The 23,072-nt window shown below is 63.9% G+C and carries 13 protein-coding genes; 6 read left to right on the top strand and 7 right to left on the bottom strand.

Going from position 1 to position 23,072, the window contains the following annotated elements; genetic code table 11:
• The 3 genes from fusA (at position 1) to AB0N61_RS02465 (ending at position 4,265) form a co-directional block, all read left to right on the top strand.
• A complete protein-coding gene (gene fusA / locus AB0N61_RS02475) occupies positions 1-2,118 on the top strand; it encodes an elongation factor G (RefSeq protein ID WP_167948763.1) in 2,118 nt (705 codons plus the stop codon).
• Positions 2,119-2,266: 148 nt separating this feature from the next.
• Positions 2,267-3,457 carry an elongation factor Tu gene (gene tuf, locus AB0N61_RS02470; protein ID WP_167948764.1) on the top strand — a complete coding sequence of 397 codons (1,191 nt, stop codon included), beginning with the start codon at positions 2,267-2,269 and terminating at the stop codon, positions 3,455-3,457.
• 142 nt (positions 3,458-3,599) lie between these two features.
• Positions 3,600-4,265 carry a VanZ family protein gene (locus AB0N61_RS02465; protein WP_363361453.1) on the top strand — a complete coding sequence of 222 codons (666 nt, stop codon included), beginning with the start codon at positions 3,600-3,602 and terminating at the stop codon, positions 4,263-4,265.
• Between the two features lie 943 nt (positions 4,266-5,208).
• Here AB0N61_RS02465 and AB0N61_RS02460 read toward each other — a convergent pair.
• From AB0N61_RS02460 to AB0N61_RS02450, 3 genes are all read right to left on the bottom strand, one after another.
• A complete protein-coding gene (locus AB0N61_RS02460) occupies positions 5,209-8,682 on the bottom strand; it encodes a glycosyltransferase (RefSeq protein ID WP_363361451.1) in 3,474 nt (1,157 codons plus the stop codon).
• Positions 8,683-8,750: 68 nt separating this feature from the next.
• Entirely contained in the window at positions 8,751-9,632 is an 882-nt protein-coding gene (locus AB0N61_RS02455; protein WP_363361449.1) for an NAD-dependent epimerase/dehydratase family protein, read from the bottom strand.
• The gene (locus AB0N61_RS02450) at positions 9,629-11,038 is read right to left on the bottom strand and encodes a polysaccharide biosynthesis protein (RefSeq protein WP_363362036.1); all 1,410 of its coding nucleotides are present in this window, start codon (positions 11,036-11,038) and stop codon (positions 9,629-9,631) included. Before AB0N61_RS02450 ends, AB0N61_RS02455 begins: the two co-directional genes overlap by 4 nt.
• Positions 11,039-11,214: 176 nt before the next feature.
• On the opposite strand from AB0N61_RS02450, the gene AB0N61_RS02445 reads away from it, so the two are divergent.
• Positions 11,215-12,033, top strand: coding sequence for a hypothetical protein (locus AB0N61_RS02445; RefSeq protein WP_363361447.1), 819 nt, complete (start codon positions 11,215-11,217; stop codon positions 12,031-12,033).
• A 380-nt stretch (positions 12,034-12,413) separates the two neighbouring features.
• Here AB0N61_RS02445 and AB0N61_RS02440 read toward each other — a convergent pair whose 3' ends face one another.
• A complete protein-coding gene (locus AB0N61_RS02440; protein WP_363361445.1) occupies positions 12,414-14,786 on the bottom strand; it encodes a glycosyltransferase in 2,373 nt (790 codons plus the stop codon).
• Between the two features lie 86 nt (positions 14,787-14,872).
• Positions 14,873-15,907 carry a hypothetical protein gene (locus AB0N61_RS02435; RefSeq protein WP_363361444.1) on the bottom strand — a complete coding sequence of 345 codons (1,035 nt, stop codon included), beginning with the start codon at positions 15,905-15,907 and terminating at the stop codon, positions 14,873-14,875.
• 36 nt (positions 15,908-15,943) lie between these two features.
• Here AB0N61_RS02435 and AB0N61_RS02430 point away from each other — a divergent pair, with 36 nt between their 5' ends.
• Positions 15,944-16,975, top strand: a complete 1,032-nt coding sequence (locus AB0N61_RS02430; protein ID WP_363361442.1) for a polysaccharide pyruvyl transferase family protein — start codon at positions 15,944-15,946, stop codon at positions 16,973-16,975.
• Between the two features lie 5 nt (positions 16,976-16,980).
• Here the strand turns inward: AB0N61_RS02430 and AB0N61_RS02425 are convergent, their stop codons facing one another.
• Both AB0N61_RS02425 and AB0N61_RS02420 read right to left on the bottom strand, forming a co-directional pair.
• Entirely contained in the window at positions 16,981-19,377 is a 2,397-nt protein-coding gene (locus tag AB0N61_RS02425) for a glycosyltransferase (protein ID WP_363361441.1), read from the bottom strand.
• Positions 19,378-19,509: 132 nt separating this feature from the next.
• Positions 19,510-21,843, bottom strand: coding sequence for a glycosyltransferase (locus AB0N61_RS02420; protein ID WP_363361439.1), 2,334 nt, complete (start codon positions 21,841-21,843; stop codon positions 19,510-19,512).
• Positions 21,844-21,883: 40 nt separating this feature from the next.
• On the opposite strand from AB0N61_RS02420, the gene AB0N61_RS02415 reads away from it, so the two are divergent.
• Positions 21,884-23,050 carry a nucleotide sugar dehydrogenase gene (locus AB0N61_RS02415; protein ID WP_363361437.1) on the top strand — a complete coding sequence of 389 codons (1,167 nt, stop codon included), beginning with the start codon at positions 21,884-21,886 and terminating at the stop codon, positions 23,048-23,050.
• Positions 23,051-23,072: the final 22 nt, after the last annotated feature.

Genomic DNA, 23,072 nt, shown 5'->3' with positions numbered 1-23,072 from the left:
GTGGCACAAGACGTGCTCACCGACCTGAACAAGGTTCGGAACATCGGCATCATGGCTCACATCGATGCTGGCAAGACCACCACGACCGAGCGCATCCTGTTCTACACGGGCGTCAACCACAAGCTCGGCGAGACCCACGACGGTGCCTCGACCACCGACTGGATGGAGCAGGAGAAGGAGCGCGGCATCACGATCACGTCTGCCGCCGTGACCTGCTACTGGAACAAGAACCAGATCAACATCATCGACACCCCCGGTCACGTGGACTTCACGGTCGAGGTGGAGCGCTCGCTCCGCGTCCTCGACGGTGCTGTCGCCGTGTTCGACGGCAAGGAGGGCGTCGAGCCCCAGTCCGAGACCGTGTGGCGTCAGGCCGACAAGTACAACGTCCCCCGCATCTGCTTCGTCAACAAGATGGACAAGCTCGGCGCGGACTTCTACTTCACCGTCGACACCATCATCAACCGCCTCGGCGCCAAGCCGCTGGTCATCCAGCTGCCGATCGGTGCGGAGAACGACTTCATCGGTGTCATCGACCTCGTCGAGATGCGTGCGCTCGTCTGGGCCGGTGACTCCAAGGGTGACGTCACGATGGGCGCCTCCTACGAGATCCAGGAGATCCCGGCCGACCTCAAGGACAAGGCCGACGAGTACCGTCAGCAGCTCCTCGAGACCGTCGCCGAGACCGACGACGCTCTGCTCGAGAAGTTCTTCGGTGGCGAAGAGCTGACCGTCGCCGAGATCAAGGGCGCGATCCGCAAGCTCACCGTGGCTTCCGAGATCTACCCGGTCCTCTGCGGTTCCGCGTTCAAGAACCGCGGTGTGCAGCCGATGCTGGACGCCGTCGTCGACTACCTGCCGAACCCGCTCGACGTGGGCTCGATCCAGGCGCACGACCCCAAGGACTACGACACGATCATCGAGCGTCACCCCGACGCGAAGGACCCGTTCGCGGCTCTCGCGTTCAAGGTCGCGGTCCACCCGTTCTTCGGTCGCCTCACCTACGTGCGCGTCTACTCGGGCCAGCTCGACTCCGGTGCCCAGGTCGTCAACTCGACCAAGGGCAAGAAGGAGCGCATCGGGAAGATCTTCCAGATGCACGCCAACAAGGAGATCCCGGTCCCCTCGGTCACCGCGGGCAACATCTACGCCGTAATCGGTCTGAAGGACACCACCACCGGTGACACCCTGACCGACCCGGCCTCGCCGGTCGTCCTCGAGTCGATGACGTTCCCCGAGCCCGTCATCGAGGTCGCGATCGAGCCGAAGACCAAGGCCGACCAGGAGAAGCTGGGTGTCGCCATCCAGAAGCTCGCTGAGGAGGACCCGACCTTCCGCACGGAGCTCAACCCCGAGACCGGTCAGACGACCATCAAGGGCATGGGCGAGCTGCACCTCGACATCCTCGTCGACCGCATGAAGCGCGAGTTCAACGTCGAGGCCAACGTCGGCAAGCCGCAGGTGGCGTACCGCGAGACGATCCGCAAGGGCGTCGAGAAGTACGACTACACGCACAAGAAGCAGACCGGTGGATCGGGTCAGTTCGCGAAGATCCAGTTCAACATCGAGCCGCTCGACCTCGACGACGAAAAGACGTACGAGTTCGTCAACGCGGTCACCGGTGGTCGCATCCCGCGTGAGTACATCGGCTCGATCGATGCCGGCTTCCAGGACGCGATGAACGTCGGCGTGCTCGCCGGATACCCCATCGTGGGTGTCAAGGCGACCATCGTCGATGGTGCTGCTCACGACGTCGACTCCTCGGAGATGGCGTTCAAGATCGCAGGTTCGATGGGTATGAAGGAAGCCCTTCGTCGGGCGAACCCCGCGCTGCTCGAGCCGCTCATGGCGGTCGAGGTGCGTACTCCCGAGGAGTACATGGGCGACGTCATCGGCGACCTGAACTCGCGTCGTGGCCAGATCCAGTCGATGGAAGACGCTGCAGGCGTCAAGGTCGTCCGCGCGCACGTCCCGCTGTCCGAGATGTTCGGCTACATCGGCGACCTGCGCTCGAAGACCTCGGGCCGCGCCGTCTACTCGATGGAGTTCAACAGCTACGCTGAGGTTCCCCGCAACGTGGCCGACGAGATCGTCCAGAAGCACCAGGGCGGCGAGTAACAACTTCTTGGGAGCCGGGTTCCGGCCCGGCTCCCAGGTCACCTACAACTTCACATTCCCTCTCTACTAAACTGAGATTCACACCCGTAGAGAACCGGTCGCAATCCAGTGCCCGGCACCCTCTACATGACGTCCTGAGGAGGACCCAGTGGCTAAGGCCAAGTTCGAGCGGACCAAGCCGCACGTCAACATCGGAACCATCGGTCACGTTGACCACGGCAAGACCACGCTCTCCGCAGCGATCTCGAAGGTGCTTGCTGACAAGTTCCCGTCTGACACCAACGTGCAGCGCGACTTCGCTTCCATCGACTCGGCGCCGGAAGAGCGTCAGCGTGGAATCACCATCAACATCTCGCACATCGAGTACGAGACCCCGAAGCGCCACTACGCGCACGTCGACGCACCCGGCCACGCCGACTACGTCAAGAACATGATCACCGGTGCTGCTCAGATGGACGGCGCGATCCTCGTGGTCGCCGCCACCGACGGCCCGATGGCTCAGACGCGTGAGCACGTGCTGCTCGCCAAGCAGGTCGGCGTTCCGTACCTGCTCGTCGCGCTGAACAAGTCGGACATGGTCGACGACGAGGAGATCCTGGAGCTCGTCGAGCTCGAGGTCTCCGAGCTGCTCGCCTCGCAGGGCTTCGCCGAGGACGCTCCTGTCGTCCGCGTCTCCGCTCTGAAGGCACTCGAGGGCGACGAGAAGTGGACGCAGTCCATCCTCGACCTCATGGAGGCCGTCGACAACAACGTCCCCGACCCCGTGCGTGACAAGGACAAGCCGTTCCTGATGCCCGTCGAGGACGTCTTCACGATCACCGGTCGTGGAACCGTCGTCACCGGCCGCGCCGAGCGTGGCACGCTGGCCATCAACTCCGAGGTCGAGATCGTCGGACTCCGTCCGACCGTCAAGACCACGGTGACCGGTATCGAGATGTTCCACAAGCAGCTCGACGAGGCATGGGCCGGCGAGAACTGTGGTCTGCTGCTCCGCGGCACCAAGCGTGAGGACGTCGAGCGCGGTCAGGTCATCGTCAAGCCGGGTTCGGTCACGCCGCACACCGACTTCGAGGGCACCGCGTACATCCTGTCGAAGGACGAGGGTGGCCGCCACAACCCGTTCTACACGAACTACCGCCCGCAGTTCTACTTCCGCACCACCGACGTCACCGGCGTCATCACGCTGCCCGAGGGCACCGAGATGGTCATGCCTGGTGACACCACCGACGTGACGGTCGAGCTGATCCAGCCGATCGCCATGGAGGAGGGCCTCGGCTTCGCCATCCGTGAGGGTGGACGCACCGTCGGCGCCGGTACGGTCACGAAGATCATCAAGTAAGCATCTGCTTTCTCGCACAGGGGTCGGGCCTTCGGGTCCGACCCCTTTGTGGTACCCGGGTGGGTGTCATCCGGTGCAGATAGCATGGCCGAGCCTGCCCGCAGGCGTCGTCGCCCGGCCCGGGCATGAGAGGAACGCGACCATGACGCAGATCCAGGTCGGACCGCCGCCGCCCCGCAGCCACGCGCGTCTGTGGATCTCGACGCTGCTGCTCATCGTGTACTCGGCTTTCGTGCTGCTCGTCACGATGTGGCCGCAGCCCGAGCAGCTCGAGTTCGACAGCATCGCCGGACGAGTACTCCGCGCACTGCACAATCTCGGGGTGCCGGAGTGGTTCGGCTACGACAAGCTCGAGTTCACGGCCAACATCGCGATGTTCGTGCCGCTCGGATTCCTGCTCGGCCTCGCCCTCTCTCGCAAGGCATGGTGGCTCGCGATCTTCCTGCTCCCCGCCTTCTCTGGAGCGATCGAGGTCACGCAGGGCATCGCGCTGGACGAGCGGGTCTCGACCGTCCTCGACGTGCTGTCCAACACGCTCGGCGGATACATCGGCCTGCTGTTGGCCGTCATCCTGCGGGGACTGATCCACGCCAGGGACCGCACCATGATCGAGCGCGAGCTCTGGGAGCGGCGCGCTGCCGCCGCCGAGCTGCAGCGGCAGAACGCCGCTCGTGCCGCGGCGCGGGCGCCTCAGCCGGTTCAATCGTCGCCGGCGTGGGCGGAGGAGCCCGATCCGGTGACGCGGGTGCTGGATGCGGACTTCTGGGAGACCGGGGACGCCCCCACCGTGCGGATCCCGGTGTCTTGAATCGTCCAGGCTTCCGTTCCTGTCCATAGGCTCGTCCGGCAAGTGCCGGGCGAGGCTGGCGGTCGGCAGCGCGGTGCGTCTGTACGACCTCGTGTGACGAGCGCATGTCGCGCTGGCCGTAGAGGCGGGCGTTACTCAACACCAGACCTGTTTGCGGGAGGGCAGATTACGGGTGCTCGACAGTCCGCCACGGCCCGGCTGGTGGATCCACTCGGTCTTCTGAGCGCCCGTTGCTGCTTTGGCTGTCATCATTGGACAAGTCACCAATCATTAATTCGCTCGACTCACGATTTGCGGTCGAGCGGCTAGTCGCCGCCGTCCGCAACTCGGTCGCGTTACGCGAGCCGCGGGAACGACGCTGTATGCAGATTGAGGCTCGGCGATTTCCGTCACTGAAGTTCGTCGAGATGCGCCGCGAGACGGGATCACGGGCCGACGGACGCGTCGGTGGGATCGTTCAAACCGTTTGATACGGGCCCACACCAAGCCTCTTTAGTACGAACCTTCGGTCACCCGATCCGGCCACCTTGCGTGTCTGCAAAATGCTCGACCGTCGAGAGACCGACAGCCCGGACACCGCGATCGACGCGTAACGGTCACGCGGCCAGAGCGCCCACCGCCTTGATGACTATCGAGCAGTGGCGGATCGTGACACCGCGACCGATGTCGATGACATTCGTAGACGATCCAACGCGCTGGACACGGACTCATGCACGGTATCCCGCCCCCTCAGTGTCTTGCAGGTCACCTCGTCCCGATCTCACTGATCATCGCCGACGACACATGCCGACCGGATGAAGGGACGGGACTTGCTCGAGTACTGGTCAGAGGAACGCGCTCGGTTGCCTCGGCTCCAATCCCTGGCGGTGGGAGTCAAAGTCCTGCGCTCCGCAAACTATCGAGACGGTCGCCTTGCAACTCGACCAGTGCGACTGTCCATCTTCTACCTGGAACTCCTCCAGGTCCGGAAGATCAGCTGGGCGTCGGGGCTCGGGTCCAACTGCTTGAGTTCGTCCCCTAGATGATTGGGAAGCTGCACGAACTGCTTGCGGCCGCTCACGAAGACGTTGTGGACGAGATCGCTAAGCGTCGCTGCATCGTCGGCCGCTAGCGGTCGGCTCGCCAGCTGACGGCTCATCGCGATGTAGCCGAGATAATAACCCTTCGCTGAACTCGCTGCCTTTAGGGTCGTGATAGTCGACCCGGGGCGAAGACGACGTGCGTAGAAATCGACGAGACGGTGAGCAACTCGATCCGCACGAAGAATCAGTTCGAACGTGTAGGGGTTGTCTTGATGAACGATACCGGGGATGAAGCGCACGCCTTCGCGTCGCACGTATTCCGTCCGCGCCAGATACATGCCCACGTGCACGCGGTAGTCCCCGGTTCGTCGCATCTCGACCATCAGTCCTACGCCATCACGGACCGGACCATACTCCTTCGAGCGCTGGTAGTACCGCTCGTACCGGCTCCACACATCATCGGCGATGTCGCCGTCCCGGAACGCGTGCCCCTCCACGAGCAGTACGTCCAGCCGCTCGGCGTCGGCCTGACGCACGAACTCGGCCAGGGAATCCTGCGACCAGTAGTCGTCGCTGTCGAGGTAGATTACGTAACGGCCTTTGGCCGCGTCCAGTCCTGCGTTTCGCCCGACCGACTGCCCGCTGTTCTCTTGATCGATTATGCGCACACGCTGATCGCGGTCGGCGAACGTCCCCAGGATCTCGCGAGAATCGTCGGTCGATCCGTCGTTGATGCAGATGACTTCGAGCTTTACGCCGGTTTGCTTGAGCACACTCTGAATGCATTCCTCAAGCCACGGTGCCGAGTTGTACACCGGGATGATCACGGACACGTCCGGCATGGCACGGGTGTTCGCGCGCTTGACTGCCCTCATAATGGGGCGTCGTCCGATAGCGCGGGCTTCCCGCGGCGTCACCGGCTGAGGAACCTTGTTCTCGGCCAGCGACGCGACTAACGTGCGCGTCCCGCTTATCAGCGCTGTGGACCGTCTCTTCAGCCCCTCGACCCGAAGCAGACGCCGAACCGACCGTCTGCGCAGCTGACGTTTCAGCTCAGCGGTTCGCTCTCGCTGCTCGAAGAACTTTGATTTCATGCTCTGGAGTTGTTCGCGCAACTTCACGTTCTCCCGTTGAGCGGATCCCCGCCTCAGAGCCCGGACCTCGTCCCGCAGCGCAAGTCGCTCCACGTTCTGACGATGATGCTTTGCGGAGTTCGCCTCGGCATAGAACGCGGTCCACTCCAGCAGAAGCTGCGCATCCGCAGTCGTCGGCTCTGGCGAAAAGGATGCCGGAAGTCTACCTTCCAACAGCATCGCGTAGAGTTCGGCGAAGTCGAAGTCGGTCGCGCGGCGGGCGGCCTCGAGAGAAGCAGAGGATGTTTCCACGTACAGTTCGGGGTCCGTCGCCAACCTCGCGATCTGTTGGGCTAGATCGCGGACATCTCCCTGCTTCGCGACAAGTACTCCGTCGTTCTGCACGAGGTTTTCCAACCAGGGCAGGTCAAACATCGCAACGGGCAGTCCCATCGCCTGAGCCTCGACGAGAGTTAGAGGAGACCCCTCGATCAGGCTCGCCGACACGTATATGTGAGACTGGCTCACCGCGCGACGCAGCTCATCTCCGTGAAGGGCGCCCGGCATTGTGAGAACGTCAGCGATTCCGAGTTTCTCCCCATCTTCGAGCAGACGCGCAGCGGAGAGATCTGTTGTGTCGGGGCCGATGATGGTCAAATCAAAATCGATCCCGATGCGTCGGAGCTCGGCTGCGACGAGTATGAGGGATCGGACCTGTTTCGTGGACTGCTGAAGCCGTCCCCACCACACAAGCTTGAGTGGGCCGACGGGCGGCGCCTTCGGCTCGCTGGTCCGCGCCAGCTCGCGGAGCATCGGCGAGGGGGGGTGCGGCAACCTCACGACATGCTGAATTCCTCGGAGCTTCCAGAACGCGACATCCGTCGATGACAGCGTCGAGACAGTGTCGAGCAGGGGAAGATAACGCACGAGGAAAGAGAGGAGATCGTTGTCATCCCTGACAGGGCGAAGAGCGAAGCTGTGCAGGAAACCAATTGTGGGCACACCAATTGAACGTGCCGCGAGAGCGAACGCTGGCCATACACGGTTGTAAAGCACGTGGTGGTCGAGCACGAGATCCGCGCGCGCTTCTCGGCAGATACTGATCCACGCGTCGACCCGCTCCGCCAGCGAGTCCCCCTCGACGCGAACGACTCGCACCCCAGTCGGAAGGTCGTATACAGACTCTTCGTCGCGCTGGGTCGCGATCGTCACCGCGATTCCGGCGTCGAGCAAGGACTGCGCCTGAGAAACGACCACGCCTTGGACACCTCCAGTGCGAAGGTCCGCTGTGGACAGAACGACGCTCCGCACATGAGTGCGCGGCTGCGCGGCACGGTCAACGTTCCGCGCAAGCATCTCTAGCGCCTTGGGGGCGAATCGGACTGTCGCACGGACGATATCCGTGTCGCTCACCGAATCGCGAATCATCGCCAAGCAGTCGGCCTGCAGTGCGCGATCCGCGACCTCAACGCATGCAGCGAGAACGTTCCCGATTACCGACAGCCGCGCAGAGTCGTAGCTCGCGCGCGCCGCGTTCCCGCGATCGCTGCCCGCGGGAAGGTGCGACACTGCGTCCGCAATCAGCTCAATCGACCTGACCGCGCCCAGGTAGAAAGAGAAATCAGCAGTGTTGGTCACGGGATGGCCACTGGCACCGCGTCGGAAGAAATAGCGATACAGATGTTCCGGAATCGACGCGTAGCTTGCTGCACTCGCGAGTGCGAGGAAGGCGATCGGCAAGTCATTCGCACGAGGAACATACTGTCCTGTGGCTATCTGGCCATACGCGTGCCGGACCAGCTCGGTGCGGAAGAGGTATCCCCAGATGTGTCCGTGGGCGAGCTTGCCCGGTGGGAAGAGGTTTGGAAGTATATCCGCCTCTGCCAGACGCGCATGCCGCGGCTGGATGTCCTTCGCGAAACTCGGGATCCGCCCTCCGTTCACGTTGACTACTTCTACTCCGAAACCGACAACATCGACGCCGGATTCTCTTGCGCGCGCGATGGCGGCTTCGGCAGTACGCGGAGCCAGTTCGTCGTCGCTGTCCAGATACAGCAGGTAAGGCGCCGAGGCAGCTTCTGCTCCCCGTCGGCGAGCTTCAAATGCTGAACCGTTGACCTCTTGCACAAGCAGACGCACGCGGGAGTCCCGGGCACGAAACCTCTCGATAATCTCTCGAGTACCGTCGGTCGACGCATCGTCGACACAGATGACCTCCAGGGATCCGAAGGTCTGTTGAATGCAACTCTCGAGAGCCGCGGCGATCCACTCCTCGTCGTTGTGCGTAGGGATGATGATCGATATTGCGGGGAGTGTCAACATATGGCTCTCATACTCGAATTGACCCGCGGCGCCTCTCATTGTGACTCGCGCGGCAGCGATATCTCACCCTATCGCAGGCTCTGTCTGACGCCCGCCGGGTCGTTGCCCGCCCAGTCCGGAGACGGGACTGCCACGGGCCTCACGCCGAGGCATCGGACCGCTGCAGCAATGTCGGCCCAGCTCGAGCTTACAGGGCCGTCGATTTCGATCCAGCTGTCATCAGAGACATCGAGAGAGCGGAGCAGCTGACGAGTGGAGATCGGCACGCCAGCCCCAACATTGAGCGTCCGGTACCCCGGTCGTGCTCGCTCATGTGCTGCGAGTATGGAACGCACAACATCAGCCTGATGTATGTAGTCGCGCACGAAGGAGTCGAGGGGCCGGAGACTCACTGGCCGGGTGGGATCCGCGGCGATCAATCGGTGCACGAGCGAATCGGGAAAGTCGGGACCCGCGATATTGAAGATGCGCAGGGTAGTGACCGAAAGACTGGCCCGTCGAGCGCACTCAAGACGCAGTAGGTCCTCTGTTGCGCGCTTCGAAACTGCATAAGGTGAATCGCCCAGTGCCGGTGATTCTTCTGTCAGCGCTTCCCGTTGACGGTCACCGTAAACCGCACTGCTGGACGCGAAGACGATTGCGGACGGCTCAGCTGCGCGGATGAGCGAACGCAGCCCGAGATCCAACCGCCTGTTGGCTGCAACAACCTCGTCGCCGTGCACGACGGCGGCGAGGTGCACTATGACATCGATGGCGGCGCCACGCACCGCGTCGTTCACGGCGTCGGGATCGCCCAAGTCGGCAACCAGATCATCCGAGCAATTGCTGACTTGCTTGCGCGCAAGCGAGAGAGCACGCGTGCCTCGGCTTCGCAGTGCCCCCACGACAAGTCGTCCTAGTCGACCACCGCCGCCGGTGACGAGAACCGTTGAGGCGGCCGGCACGCTCACGCGGGTGCGACCTCGACAAGCGGCGCGATGGCAAAGCCCATCTCGCGCAGAGCGCGTCGGGCGTCGTCATCGGAGAGGTCGCTGGTGCGAGCCGCGGCGAGGACTTCGCGAATACGATCGACCGACACGTCCATCTCTTCCTCGACCTTGAGGATGAAGACCTTCCTGTTCCCTGTGCTTGTAGCCAAATCCGGGTTGTAGGTGAGTTCCTCGTACAGCTTCTCCCCAGGGCGAAGCTGAGTCACTCTGATTTCGACCCCGGGAGCGGTTGCCTTCACCAGACTCTCAGCGAGATCCATGATTCGCACCGGCTCCCCCATGTCGAGGACGCAGATGTCGCCATTTGTTCCCATGAGCGCGGACTGGATGATCAACTGCGCAGCCTCGTCGATCGTCATGAAGTAACGCGTGACGTCGCGGTGAGTGACAGTCAAGGGACCACCCGCTTCAATCTGGCGACGGAACGTCTCCATGACTGAACCGTTGCTCTGCAATACGTTCCCAAACCGCACGGCAGTGAGTTTAGTGTTGCCGGAATCGGCGGCGAGGTCCCGGAGCAGCAGTTCACCGAGTCGTTTGCTCGCGCCCATCACATTCGTGGGGCGCACCGCCTTGTCAGTCGACACGTAGACGGCGTGGCTCGCCCCCGCGGCGATGGCAGCAGAGAGGACAACCTCGGCTCCCAACACGTTGTTCGCGATTGTCTCGGCCGAGTTCTGCTCAGCCATCGGCACGTGCTTGTACGCCGCAGCATGGAAGACCAGGTCGGGACGGTGATCGTTGAACAAGCCTTCAATACGCTTGCTGTTCTTCACATCGCCTACGACTACAACCAGTCGCGGATCATCAAACTGGTGAGACAGGCGGAAGAGACCGTTCTCCCACCAATCGAACGCGACTACCGTCTCGGCGCCAAGATCGAGTAGATGCTCAACCAGACGCGACCCGATCGACCCCGCCGCGCCGGTCACGATCGCACGCTTTCCGGCGACCAGTTCGCGTGCCTCAAGCAGATCATGCTTCACCGGCTCCCGTCCGACGAGTTGAAGTACGTCTACATCCGTAAGGTCATTGATGCTCACGGAGTCAGCAGCGATCGTCTTATAGGTCCGCGGCAGGATCGACAATCGCACATCGGTTCCGTCGAGTCCCACCAAGAATTCGCGAAGGCGCTTCGCCTCGATCGTCGGAATCGCGAAGTACACGCTGTCGACAACCTGCTCACGTACGACCCGGTTGACATCCGCCAGCACGCCGAGAATCTCGTCAGCGATCACCTCATCGTCGAGAAACCCCACCACAGTGTCGCCATTTGAACGAGCGTTTTCCGCGATCGCCATCCCAGCTACACCGTGACCTACGACGAGTATCTTTTCCGGGCTGCGCAGTTCCTCGGGTTCTACCATCACCCGTCGATCCTACAGGGGCCCCTGCCAGGAATATCTCGGCATCCCCTCCACGCGTTGCTGCGAACGATCATCGAAGATCACGGGCATGCCCTGCTGTCGCCGCTGGCTGCGCTCCTCCGGCCTTCTGGGCCAGGTGGGGGTCATTTGCACGTGACGGCGGCTAGCATGAGGCGGTGCCTACAGTTGATGAGATTGTTTCGCCTGCCCTCGTCGCAACGTCGCCAATGCGGAGCGGGCTAGGGAATCGGTTGCCGCTTGTGCTGTCCGCTCAGTCGATCGCGGATGTCGAGGGACGCACCTTCTATTATCACTGGCCGGTCGGCGAGCAGGATGGCAAGCGATTTGGCGCCCGTTTCGACGAGCTTTGGGAGTACTCCGGAGGCACCGCGATTGACGAGCCAGGACCGACACCGGCGGTCGAGTTCTTCTCGCAGAGTGGTTTCGGAGATCTGGAGTCGGTCCGTGGGGAGCCCGTAATTTCCGTGGTCGGGAATGGTGCGATCCCGCAGTTCGGTGGCAGTCGGCACTGGTCGACCATGCTGCCGGAACTCCGTCCGACTGAGGAGGTGCGGGACCTAAGCGCTGCGCCGCTGGGACGCCTGGGTCAAGAGTTTGTCGGAGTGCAGGTCAGAGCGCATCCAACATTGACCCACCAGAAGACGCTCGCCGAATCACCCCTGGAATGGTTCATTGCTAGGATGTTGTCGATACGTGAAGAGCGCCCCGATGCGGTGTTTTACCTGTCGTGCGACGTCTGGAGTGCGGAGGAACGCATCAGAGAAGCCGTGTCAGGCGTCGTCTCCTTGCCCAAAGCAGGCGCGTACAACTCCCGCGAGGGTCTCATAGAGTCCGTCGCGGATCTCCTGGTCCTATCGCGCTCGCAGCGCATCATAGCTCCGTATGCTTCGAGCTTCGCGAAGCTCGCGTGGAACATGGCTCGGCGGCGAATCCCGTTCGAGACCTCAATGGAGATCTTGCCCGGGAAGCAGTGATTGAACTCCTGTGTCGGTGGGTAGCGCGTGACGGTCCAAGGGAGGCCGTCGAACTGAACCGTCGCCGAGCGGTCCTTCGAACTCGTCAAGAAGTGGCGCGGAACCGTGACGCGTTACAAGTTAGCCGTTACGTATCGTTCGGGAGTCGTCCTCTAGACCGCCTCGCCAGGGCGACACTCTTTGGCAGACGCGCCCTAATGACGTACACCTTCGTCTTCGAAAGCGCGTCACTCATCTGAGCTCTCGCGACGAGATCCAGATGTGACGCGCCAGGTTTGGGTCCCGACGTGTCACCCATGTTCCGCCGCCCCCGACGAGATCATCGCCGAAGTTGTGGGCGCGATACGGGCCGACAATGAGCGCGCGCTTCCGTTTCCAGATCATGATGTGTTCGACATCCTGCTCTTCACCGCACTGAGGAGCGCCGCGAGCTGGCGCGGCACGTGAGTGACGACACGACCCACGCGGTACGAAGGACCCCTCGTGATCTGTTCGAGCCTTCGTCGCGTGCGGTCTAGCGTGCGTCGCAACGAATGGAGTTCCCGGGGGTTCCCCTGCGCGCCGTCGCGCGCGTTGCGCTCGGCGAAGCGGACTAGCCAGTCGATCAACAAACGAGCATCGTCCAACGTGGGCTCGGGCGAGAACTCCGGAGGAATGTGGTCTGCCACTATCGCCACCGTGAGCGCGTCGACGTCTACGGCTGCTGCCGCGCGCGCAAACGATCGCGATGCGCTCGACAACTCTTCGTACCTTTCGGGGCTGCTCGCGACAGCCGCGATCGCGTCGGCCAGCGCTGCCGGGTCGCCAGGCGGGGTTCTGATCATGCCATCGTTCCCGCGCGCCGCGGAGAGCCATGGAAGGTCGTACATCACGATGGGAATGCCGAGAGCCTGTGCCTCCACGAGCGTGAGCGGTGCACCCTCAATCGCGCTCGTGCTCACGAGCAGATGGGCGTTCGACAGTTCCGCTGTCAGATTGCCGGCATCGAGCTCACTGACGAGGTCGATGAGATCGTCGACTCCTCGTTCGATGGCGGCAGCCCGCACTTCCTCCGGAGTCAGGTTGTTCGATGCCGGCCCGATGATCTTCAACCTGAAGTCGACATCGCGGGCCTTCAGCTCTCGAGCGGTGTCCACGAGATGAAGAACCTGTTTGGTCGGGCCATCCAAACGTCCCCACCAGACGAGTTCGATGCGCCCGCTCGTGTGTTGACGTACCGACTGAGTCTCCAACGCTTGCAACGCAAGAGGCGACAGCGGGTTCGGCAGGTAGACGACATGCTCCAGTCCCCTCAGCTTCCAGAAGGCGACGTCCGCTCGGGATAGCGTGACGACGCGCCAGAGCAGGCGCAGGTGCCTTGTGAGAAATGACGTCCTCTGACTCGCGTCGAACACGGGCCGCAAGGCAAAGTTGTGAATCCACCCGATCGTCGGAATGTCCGCAGTCAGCGCGGCAAGCGCGTGCCAGGCCCAGTTCTCGTTGTAGAGAATGTGATGGTCGATGACTACATCGACTCCGCGATCACGGCAGATCTCAAGCCAGCGATCGATTCGGGAGACGGCGGACCCCGTCACAAGCTCGACCGACACTCCGGGAGGAAGCTGGAGCTGCCGTGTGGTGTGCCGCAGAACCGCGATGGTAACCGTATGACCCGCGGAGGCGAGCGCCGCGGCCTGCTCGAGCAAGACCGATTGCAACCCGCCGGTGTCGAGGTGAGCTGTATGCAGCAGGACGCTGCGCCGCTTAGCGGGACGGTCGACTGGCTCAGGTGCGGTGAGAGAGAGCAGCTCGAGGGCCTCGATGCAGAAGCCGGCCGCAGCTCGAATGACGTCGAGTCTGCCGACGTGAGCCTCCAACATCGATAGGCAGGTGCGCTGCAGCTCCCCGTAAGTGTCCCGTATGCAGCTGCGCATCACATTGGCGATCATGTGCAGTCGAGCTGATTCGTAGCAGCCGAGAAGCGACTGCGGATCGGTCGTCTCCTCGGCCAGCCGCCTAATCTGACCACCGATGGCGGAGATTGCCTCCACTCCACTCAAGAGGAACGCGAAACGCTCGACGTCGTCGACCGCGTGCCCGCTGGTCCCGCGGCGGAAGTGGTAGCGGTAGAGGCGCTCGGTGAGGGACACATACTTCTTCGCCTGCGCGAGGGCGAGCAGGGTGATTGGCAGGTCGTTCGCCCGGTAGAAGCTCAGGTGAGGATCGAGATTCTGGTAGGCGCCCCTGAGCAATGATGTCGCGAACAGATATCGCCAAAGATGCCCGTTGGCCTCTTCGCCGACCGGAAACAGTGTGGGAACGATGTGGGGGGCGCGCAGCTCGCCGAACTTCGGCTGCAATGCGGCCTCGAAGCGTTTTGGGGTGCGCGAATCGGCCGCGACGATGTCCACGCCGAAGCCGACAACATCCGCTTTCGTAGATGTGGCCTTGCGTAGCGCGGTAGATGCCGCGTGTGGTGCGAGCTCGTCGTCGCCGTCCAGGAAGAGGACGTACGGAGCATTCGCGGCCTCGATGCCGATCCGACGCGCTTGGAAGGCCGACCGATTCTCGGGCTGACGGACCAAGCGGACCCGCGCATCCCTGCGACGGATATTCTCGACGATCTCCACCGTCGCATCGGTGGATGCGTCATCGACACAGATGACCTCAATGTCTGCGAGTGTCTGTGCCATGCAGCTTTGAAGCGCGGCCGCGACGAACTCCTCGTCGTTGAACAACGGGATGATGATCGATACGCGGGGGGAACTGGACACCGGTACTACCTCGAGAGTGGGAGACGAATGAATGCTGCGGGTGCGCGGCCGCGCGAATGATCTCGACGATCCTAGCGCGAGGAGATTCAGGAGTTGGATCGCCGGTGCGCCGCGTCTTCGAACAACACCCCATAGGCGTTCTGGGTCGCCTGCAGGCTGCGTCCGTCCAGGTTTGGTCGGGCCCCCGCGGGGATCGCCCGAACACGCGCGAGTGCGAGATCCAGTGCATCCGCGGTCACTGGGCCATCGCTGAGGTGTAGCCACTCCGGCCCCACTTCCTGCGCAAGCCGTTTCATGGCTTCGGTGCCAGGCGTGAGAACCGGGCGATCGAGGGAGAGCACGAGGAAAAGCGTCTGGTAGTCCTCGATGCTGCGCGTCTCGGGAACGATCGTGAGTTCCGCGGCATCGATCTCTTGCACCTGTGCGCCGTCCGAAAGGGCTTCGAGTCGCGCGGACAGATGCCGCGGATGACGCGCTGCTTCGGATTCGATCGCGCGCATAAGAGCCGGCGCCGCTGAGCCGACCACCCGCAGTTCGAGGCCGGCCGTATTCGCAGCCCGCGTTATCCCCAGCAGCTCCGCCGTTGCTGCGGGGAGCTCGGCGGCGGCGATGGACAGAATTCGATTGCGCACGAGTGCCGCTCGGGGATATCCGATGAAGCGGTCGCGGTAGTGGGCGTGCGGGATGAGGGTGGTCTTTCCTGCGTCTGGGGTCGGTGTCGACTCGTCGAATACGATGAAGGCCTCAGTCGCCTTGTCGAGAAGTGACCGCGTCCACCGCGCCGACCGCCCGCCTGGTGTCTCGGAGGAAGCCCGGGATAGCGTGCGGACCAGGGCAATGTCGTGCTTTCGCAGATTGCGCACAAGCGCAGCGGCTGCGAGTGGCGACGTGGGCGCATCAAGATCCGGTGTCCCCAGGAGATGGCCGAGATTCTCGTCCGCGACGTGGAGTATGTCGATGTCGAACCGAGTCAGAACGCCCTGCGAGAAGCGAAACTCCACATACTCGCTCCCGCTGCCGACGATCTGATCGATGTAGCGCAGCAAGGGCGCCGTCGGGCGGTGCACCTCTTGCACGACGGGCCGCGGTGCGGGATGCGCGTCACCGGGGAGCGAGATCACGTCTCCATACTATGGTTGCCGTGTGGAGGGCTATCGATGAGGGACGCATTCGTTCAGCCGTCCGGGCAAGACGATAACCTCGGCGACTCGGCCCTGCGTGCGGGACTTCTCCGTGCGCTGACGCACGCGGGTGCGCGCGTTCACGTGCATCTGCTCGGGCAGACATCGGACTACGTCTCCGGTCTTCCGCACCTCTCGAATGGCGCACTCTACACAGATCGCAAAGGTTGGCTGCTGTCTGCGGAGAGCGTGCCGCGCCCCGTGTACGTCGTCAATGCGGGGGAGATCAGCCCTCATGCAGACCAGCCGTATCCGCAGCCCGATAGGGCGCGAGAAATGGAGCGTGTCGTTCGTCGAGGTGGCCTGGTCATTGCTGCGGGGCTTGGCCTCAAAGACTTGGAGACCGCGGCAACAGTGCGATTTGACTCCGTCTTGCGGGAAGCTGCCCTCGTCTCGTGGCGAGACTCCGGTTCACGCGACGCTGCCGGTTTCGGCCGGGTTGCGCCCGACTGGGCTTTCGCAGAGGGATCATCGACCTCCGCCTGGAGAACCGAGGGCGATCGGCCGTACACCGCCGTGACCCTGCGTTTCGATCGTCCGTGGCCGGATGATTCCTGGATCAGCGCCGTCCGAGGGTTCGCGAAGCGCACCGGTACCACAATCGCGACCGTCGCACAGGTCGCCCGCGATGCCCCTCGCGCCGTGCAGTTGGCGGAGGTCCTCAACGGGCACTATCTGGGCGCTCCGAGTACCAGGCATGATGACCTCGACCGCCATGTACGCGGCGTCTACGCGCGCTCACTCGCAGTCGTGAGCGACCGCGCACACGCGCTGATCATGGGTGCAACCGAGGGAGCGTATCCGCTCGGGACTGCTTCCGATCCGCAGAAGATCGAGCGTATTCTTGCGGTAGCCGGGCTCGGTGCACTCACGGGGCACCACGACAGCATCGCCGGGCGTGCGGACAGAGTCGATTCCGAGCGCACCGGACTAGAAGCCGCAGTCCAGGCTTCACGTGCTGCGATCCAATCACTCACAACGCGGATCCGGGGGGTGCTCGACCTGTAACGGTGTCAGTGACCGGCGGTCATCATCGCTTTAGCGCGCTGAGCAAGAGGCCGAAACGCAGGAACGACCTGGAGAAGCGTGCGCCCGACCGGTTGCGCGGTTTCCCAGACTCGTCGCCTGAATGATGAGCCGTGCCCCCCGGAACCTTTTGCAATACGCCCTCTTCTCGCGTGACCCTCGTCGCGCTGGCGCGGCGTCGAGTCCGTACCTCGCGCGGTGTGCTGGTCCGCGTAGAAGATGGTCCAGTTGAGAAGGGCCTGCGCCTCTTCGAGAGTGGGGAGGGGGGAGTGCCGAGACGGCAGGGAGCCTGTGATCAGCCGCCCGTACAGGTCGGCGAAGTCGTGAGATCGTGCCCGCGCGGCGGCGACCAGCGATGCAGCGGCGAGTCGTTCGTATCTCTCGGCGCAGCCGAAGACCTCAGCGATCTGTCGAGCGAGGCGTGCAGCGTCACCCTGCGGAGTCGAAACCACTCCGTCATTCCCCTGAACCACCGTCAACCATGGCAACTCATACATGAACACAGGCAGACCCCGAGCCTGGGCTTCGGCGATCGTGAGCTGATAGCCCTCTATGACGCTCGTGGTGACGAAAGCGTGTGCGCCGTCGAGCGCGTCGATCAGATCCTGTCCACGCTTTTCTCCGACGGCCTCGATGAAACCGTCGAGATGGCGCACGCGGGCGCGTTCGTTGAACCGGTCCGCGGTGAGGTCGCCTCCGTCGGGGCCGATCACCGTGATGTGGAAGTCGAGGGAAAGCGTGCGAAGCTCTTCCGCGACCTCGATCAGATCGCTGACGCGCTTGGTGTGGTCGTCGAGACGACCGCACCAGATGAGCTCGATTCGCCCGTCGGGGAGGCTGCGCGCGATCGCCTCGCCTCGTGATTCGAGCATCAGCGGCGAGGGCGGGTTCGGCAGATACACGGTGCGCTCCACGCCGCGTAGCTTCCAGAACGCGACGTCGAGCAGCGACAGGGTGACCGTGGTCGACAGGAGGGGCAGGCACTCCTTCAGCAGTCCGTGTGTCCCGTTGCCGTCGTAGGTGGGCCGCCCTGCGAAAGAATGGAGCCACCCGATCGTTGCGACGCCCAGGGCTCGGGCCGTGAGCGCGTATTCTGGCCAGTCGCGCGAATACATCACCTGATGGTCGATGATGACGTCGACAGATCGCGACCTGCAGATCGCGGCCCATTCCATGAGCCGTTCCGGCAGACCTCGGCCGACCATCTCGACGAATTCGACGCCCTCCGGCACGAGGCTGCGGTTGCTGTCAAATCTCCGAGCGACGATGAGCACTCGATACCCCGCTTGCCGCAGATACGCGGCTTGCGCGAGCAGGACATTCGAGACGCCGCCGGTCTTGAGCGACCGAGTCGTCAACATGACGCTGTGGACCGGGGCGTCGCCGAGCTCGATCGGCGCACTGTGGCGCTTCAGCACCGAAAGCGTCTCAGGGTGGAAGAGCGCTGCCGCCAAGACGAGATCAACCGGGGGAGCGCAGGTGTTCAAGTGCGCGAGCACGTCACCCGTGAGATGCGGAGCCGTGTGGGTCAGAAGATGCGAGAGCACATGCCCGATGATCGACATCCGAGCGGAGTCGTAGGCATCGAGAAGAAGGCCAGGGTTGCTGCGGGTGCGTGCGATCGAATGGACCGCGGGTCGGATGCTGTCGATCGATCGAATCGCGTCGGCGTAGAAGTGCACCTGATCCAGAGTCTCGACTGCCTGACCACTGCCACCTCGTCCGTAGTGGTACCGGTAAAGGCGGTCATTGATCGACGCGTAGCTGTCGGCAAGCGCTGCGACCAGGAACAACAGCGGCAAGTCGTTCACCCGGGGGAGCTGGAGGTCGGTCGGTAGCAGTTCGTACGCATTGCGAAGGAGTGACGTACGGAACAGGAAACGCCAAAGTTGCCCCTGCGCGGGCGCGCCCGACGGGAACAGTCCGTTGAGGACCCCTGATCCGGAGAGTGCGGTGTGCTGCGGGGCGAGTCGCTTCTGGTACCCGCCGACGATCCGTCCATCGGGTGTGACTACTTCAGCGCTGAACCCGAGCATGTCCGCGCCGTGTCTCGTCGCAGCCGTGAGAGCCTTCTGGGCGGCATCGGGGTGCAACTCGTCGTCGCCGTCCAGGAAGAGCACATAGGGTGCGGTCGCTTCGATGACTCCAACACGTCGGGCTTGCAACGCGGTGAGGTTTCGTGGCTGCCGGAGGAGACGGATGCGCGAGTCGCGTTCACGGAATCGCTCGACCACGTCTCCAGTGCCGTCTGTCGAGGCATCATCGATGCAGATGATCTCGACCTCTGCGAGTGTCTGCCCGAGGCAGCTCTCCAGAGCGGCGGCAACGGTCTCAGCGTCGTCGAACAGCGGAATCACAATCGAGACGCGGGGCGCGGTTGGCATGGAAGACTCCGGAGATCTCAGGAAAATGCGCGGGCCACACGTTCGATGTGCGCCGGTTGGCTCGTTGCCATCCTAAGCCGCAGGTCGTCTGGCGAGGATTGCGTCCCGTGCGGATCTGCGACTCCGGACGGCTCAGCGGGCGCCGAGCCAGCCTTTCGCCCGGTGAGCGAGCGGCTGCAGTCCCGGGACGCGTCGCAGAGTCGCGCGGCCGAGCGGCGCTGCGGACTGCCACACGCGCTTGCCCCATGTCGGTGAATCGGTCGGCGACATCGTCCGCCCGTCCGCGCGATCTGCGAAGAACACCAGCAGGCCGAGCAGCGCGCGGGCGTCGTCGAGGGTGGGGGACGGGGAGAAATCCGGCGAGAGCGTTCCGGTGACCACCTCGCGGTAGAGCTGGGCGAAGTCGTGGTCGCGAGCCCTCGACGCGGCGTCCAACGAAGCGAGCGACAGCTGCGCATAGCGTTCCGGGTCAGCGAGCGTCTCGGCGAGCCGCGCTGCGAGGCCGCGCGCGTCTCCCTGACACACGGCGACGACGCCCTCGTTGTCCTGCACGAGCGTCAGCCACGGGAGCTCGTACATGAACACCGGCAGCCCGCGTGCCTGGGCCTCGGCGATTGTGAGCTGGTATCCCTCGATGATGCTCGTCGAGATGAAGGCATCCGCGCCGTCGATCGCGGCGACCAGGGCGGCCCCTCGCAACGGGCCCACAGCGATGACGGCATCGCCGACTCCGCGCCGCCGTGCGAGCGTGTTCAGCTTCTTCGCGGTGACGTCGTCCCAGTCGGGGCCGATGATCTTCAGTGCGAACGGCACACCGAGCGCACGCAGCTGCACACCGACCTCGATGAGCTCCCGAACCTGTTTCGTCCGCTGCTCGAGTCGCCCCCACCACACCAGTTCGAGTCGCTCCGACGGGGGCGTCTTCGCGCCGGGGCGGGTCGGAGGCTCGAGCATGAGGGCCGATGGGGGATTGGGCAGGTAGGCCACGTGCTCGATGTCGCGCAGCCGGAAGTACGCGACGTCGAGCGGCGACAGCGTCACGAGCTGAGCGAGGGTCGCACTGCACCGTTCGATGAGCGTCAGCCGACCGTTGCCGTCGTACACGGGTCGCGCGACGAAGTTATGCAGCCAGCCGATCGTCGCGGCGCCCTCGGCTCGCGCGACGAGCGCGAACTCGGGCCAGGTGTCCATGTAGAGCACCTGGTGGTCGATGATGACATCGACCTGATGCGTGCGGCAGATCTCCGCCCACTGTGCGAGCTGGGCGGGAAGCTGCCGGGAGGTCAGCTCGATGAACGGGATGCCGGCGGGCAGTGCGCTCGCATCGCTCCCGCCGTTGCGCGCGACGACGATCACCCGGTGACCCGATTCGTGCAGATAGCGCGCCTGCGCGGCGAGCACGGCCGAGACGCCTCCGGTGCGCACCGTCGACGTGACGAGCACGATGCTGCGGACCGGTTTCTCGGGCAGGCCCTGCCACTCGGCGTGGAACTTCAGGGCCCTGAGGGTCGCTGGATAGAACCGCGCGGCCGCCCGGACGACATCGTGCGCGCTGGCCACCGTGTGCAGATGCGCGAGGGCATCGTCGAGCACGGCGTCGTCGCTGTGCTCGACGAGCTGGAAGCACACATACCCGATGATCGATGAGCGGACCGACGCGTAGGCATCGCGGACGAGGGTCGGGTCGGCGTGAGCAGCGGCGACGGCATCGACGGCCGATCCGATCGCATCGACCGAGCGGATCGCGCCGGTGTAGAACTTGGCACGCTCGACGGTGTCGACGCGGTGCCCGCTGCCGCCGCGACCGAAGTGATAGCGGTAGAGCTTGTCGGGGACGGCCGCGTAGCTCGAGGAGAGCGCCGCCGCGAGGAACAGAAGCGGCAGATCGTTGATGCGCGGCAGGACGAGGTCTTCGGGAACGAGAGAGTACGCCTCGCGCAGCACGCTCGTGCGGAAGAGGAATCGCCAGAGCTGCCCCTGGGCGGGTTTCCCCACCGGGAAGAGGGCGCGCAGGACATCGTCGCCGATCAGCGATTGCTGCGGCGGCTGCAGGCGCACCTCGTAGGGGCTGCCGGTGCGGCCGTCGCGCTCGACCACCGTGACACCGAACCCGACGATGTCCGCATCCGTCGCCTCAGCCTTCGCGATGGCGGTCGCGGCGGCATCCGGGGCCAGCTCGTCGTCGCCGTCGAGAAACATCACGTGGTCGGCGCTCGCCGCGAGGACCCCGGTGCGCCGTGCCTGGAACGCCGACAGGTTGCGTTCGTGGCGCACGACGCGGACGCGCGGGTCTCGTCGTCGGAATCGCTCGAGCACCTCGGCGGTGCCGTCGGTCGAGGCATCGTCGACGCAGATGATCTCGATGTCGACGAGGCTCTGCGCGAGCGCGCCCTCGAGAGCCGTCGCGACAGTCGGGTCGTCATCCGAGACCGGCATGACGATGGAGAGCAGAGGGCGCGGTGTCATCGCGCACGAGTCTATCCGCGGGCCGGGATAGCCTGAGGGCATGAAGATCGCCATCGCCGGGACCGGATACGTCGGCCTGTCCAACGCCGTCATCCTCGCCCAGCACCATGAGGTGTTCGCTGTCGACATCGACCCGGCGAAGGTCGAGCTGCTGAGTCGCAGAGTGTCGCCCATCGCCGACGTCGAGCTCGAGGACTACCTCGCCACGCACGAGCTCGACCTCACGGCGACGATCGACGCCGAAGAGGCCTATCGGGATGCCGACTTCGTCGTCGTGGCCACGCCGACGAACTATGACGAGGTCACCAACTACTTCGACACCTCGTCGGTCGAGAGCGTCATCGACACCGTGCTCGCCGTGAACCCGAACGCCGCGATCGTGATCAAGTCGACGGTCCCGGTGGGATTCACCGCCCGCATGAAGGCAGCTCATCCCCAGGCGTCGATCGTCTTCTCGCCCGAGTTCCTTCGGGAGGGGCGCGCTTTGCACGACAACCTCTATCCGTCGCGCATCGTCGTCGGTGACCGCGGGCCTGTCGGAGAGGCCTTCGCCGCGCTTCTGCTCGAAGGTGCGATCGCCACCGACGTGCCCGTGCTGCTCACCGAGTCGACCGAAGCCGAGGCGATCAAGCTCTTCGCCAACACCTACCTGGCGTTGCGCGTGGCGTACTTCAACGAGCTCGACACCTACGCGGTGGTGCACGGGCTCGACACCAAGCAGATCATCGAGGGTGTCGGACTCGACCCGCGCATCGGTTCGCACTACAACAACCCCTCCTTCGGCTACGGCGGGTACTGCCTGCCGAAGGACACCAAGCAGCTGCTGGCCAACTACTCGAAGGTGCCGCAGAACCTCATCGCGGCGATCGTCGATGCGAACAGCACCCGCAAGGACTTCGTGGCCACCGACATCCTCGCTCGAGAGCCGAAGACCGTCGGCGTCTACCGGCTCGTCATGAAGTCAGGGTCGGACAACTTCCGCGCCTCGTCGATCCAGGGCATCATGAAGCGCATCAAGGCGAAGGGCGTCGAGGTCGTCGTGTACGAGCCGTCGCTCGAGGAAGACGAGTTCTTCCACTCGGAGGTCGTCCGAGATCTCGATGAGTTCAAGGCACGGGCCGACGTCATCATCGCCAACCGCTCGACGGAGGCGCTCGACGACGTCGCCCACAAGATCTACACGCGCGACATCTACGGCCGCGACTGAGCGTCGCTCAGACCTCGGATAG

The organism is Microbacterium sp. NPDC089320, assembly GCF_040684875.1.
In the GTDB taxonomy this organism is placed as follows: domain Bacteria; phylum Actinomycetota; class Actinomycetes; order Actinomycetales; family Microbacteriaceae; genus Microbacterium.
The sequence above is the reverse complement of the archived record's forward strand: the minus strand, read 5'-3'. Positions and strand labels throughout refer to the sequence as shown.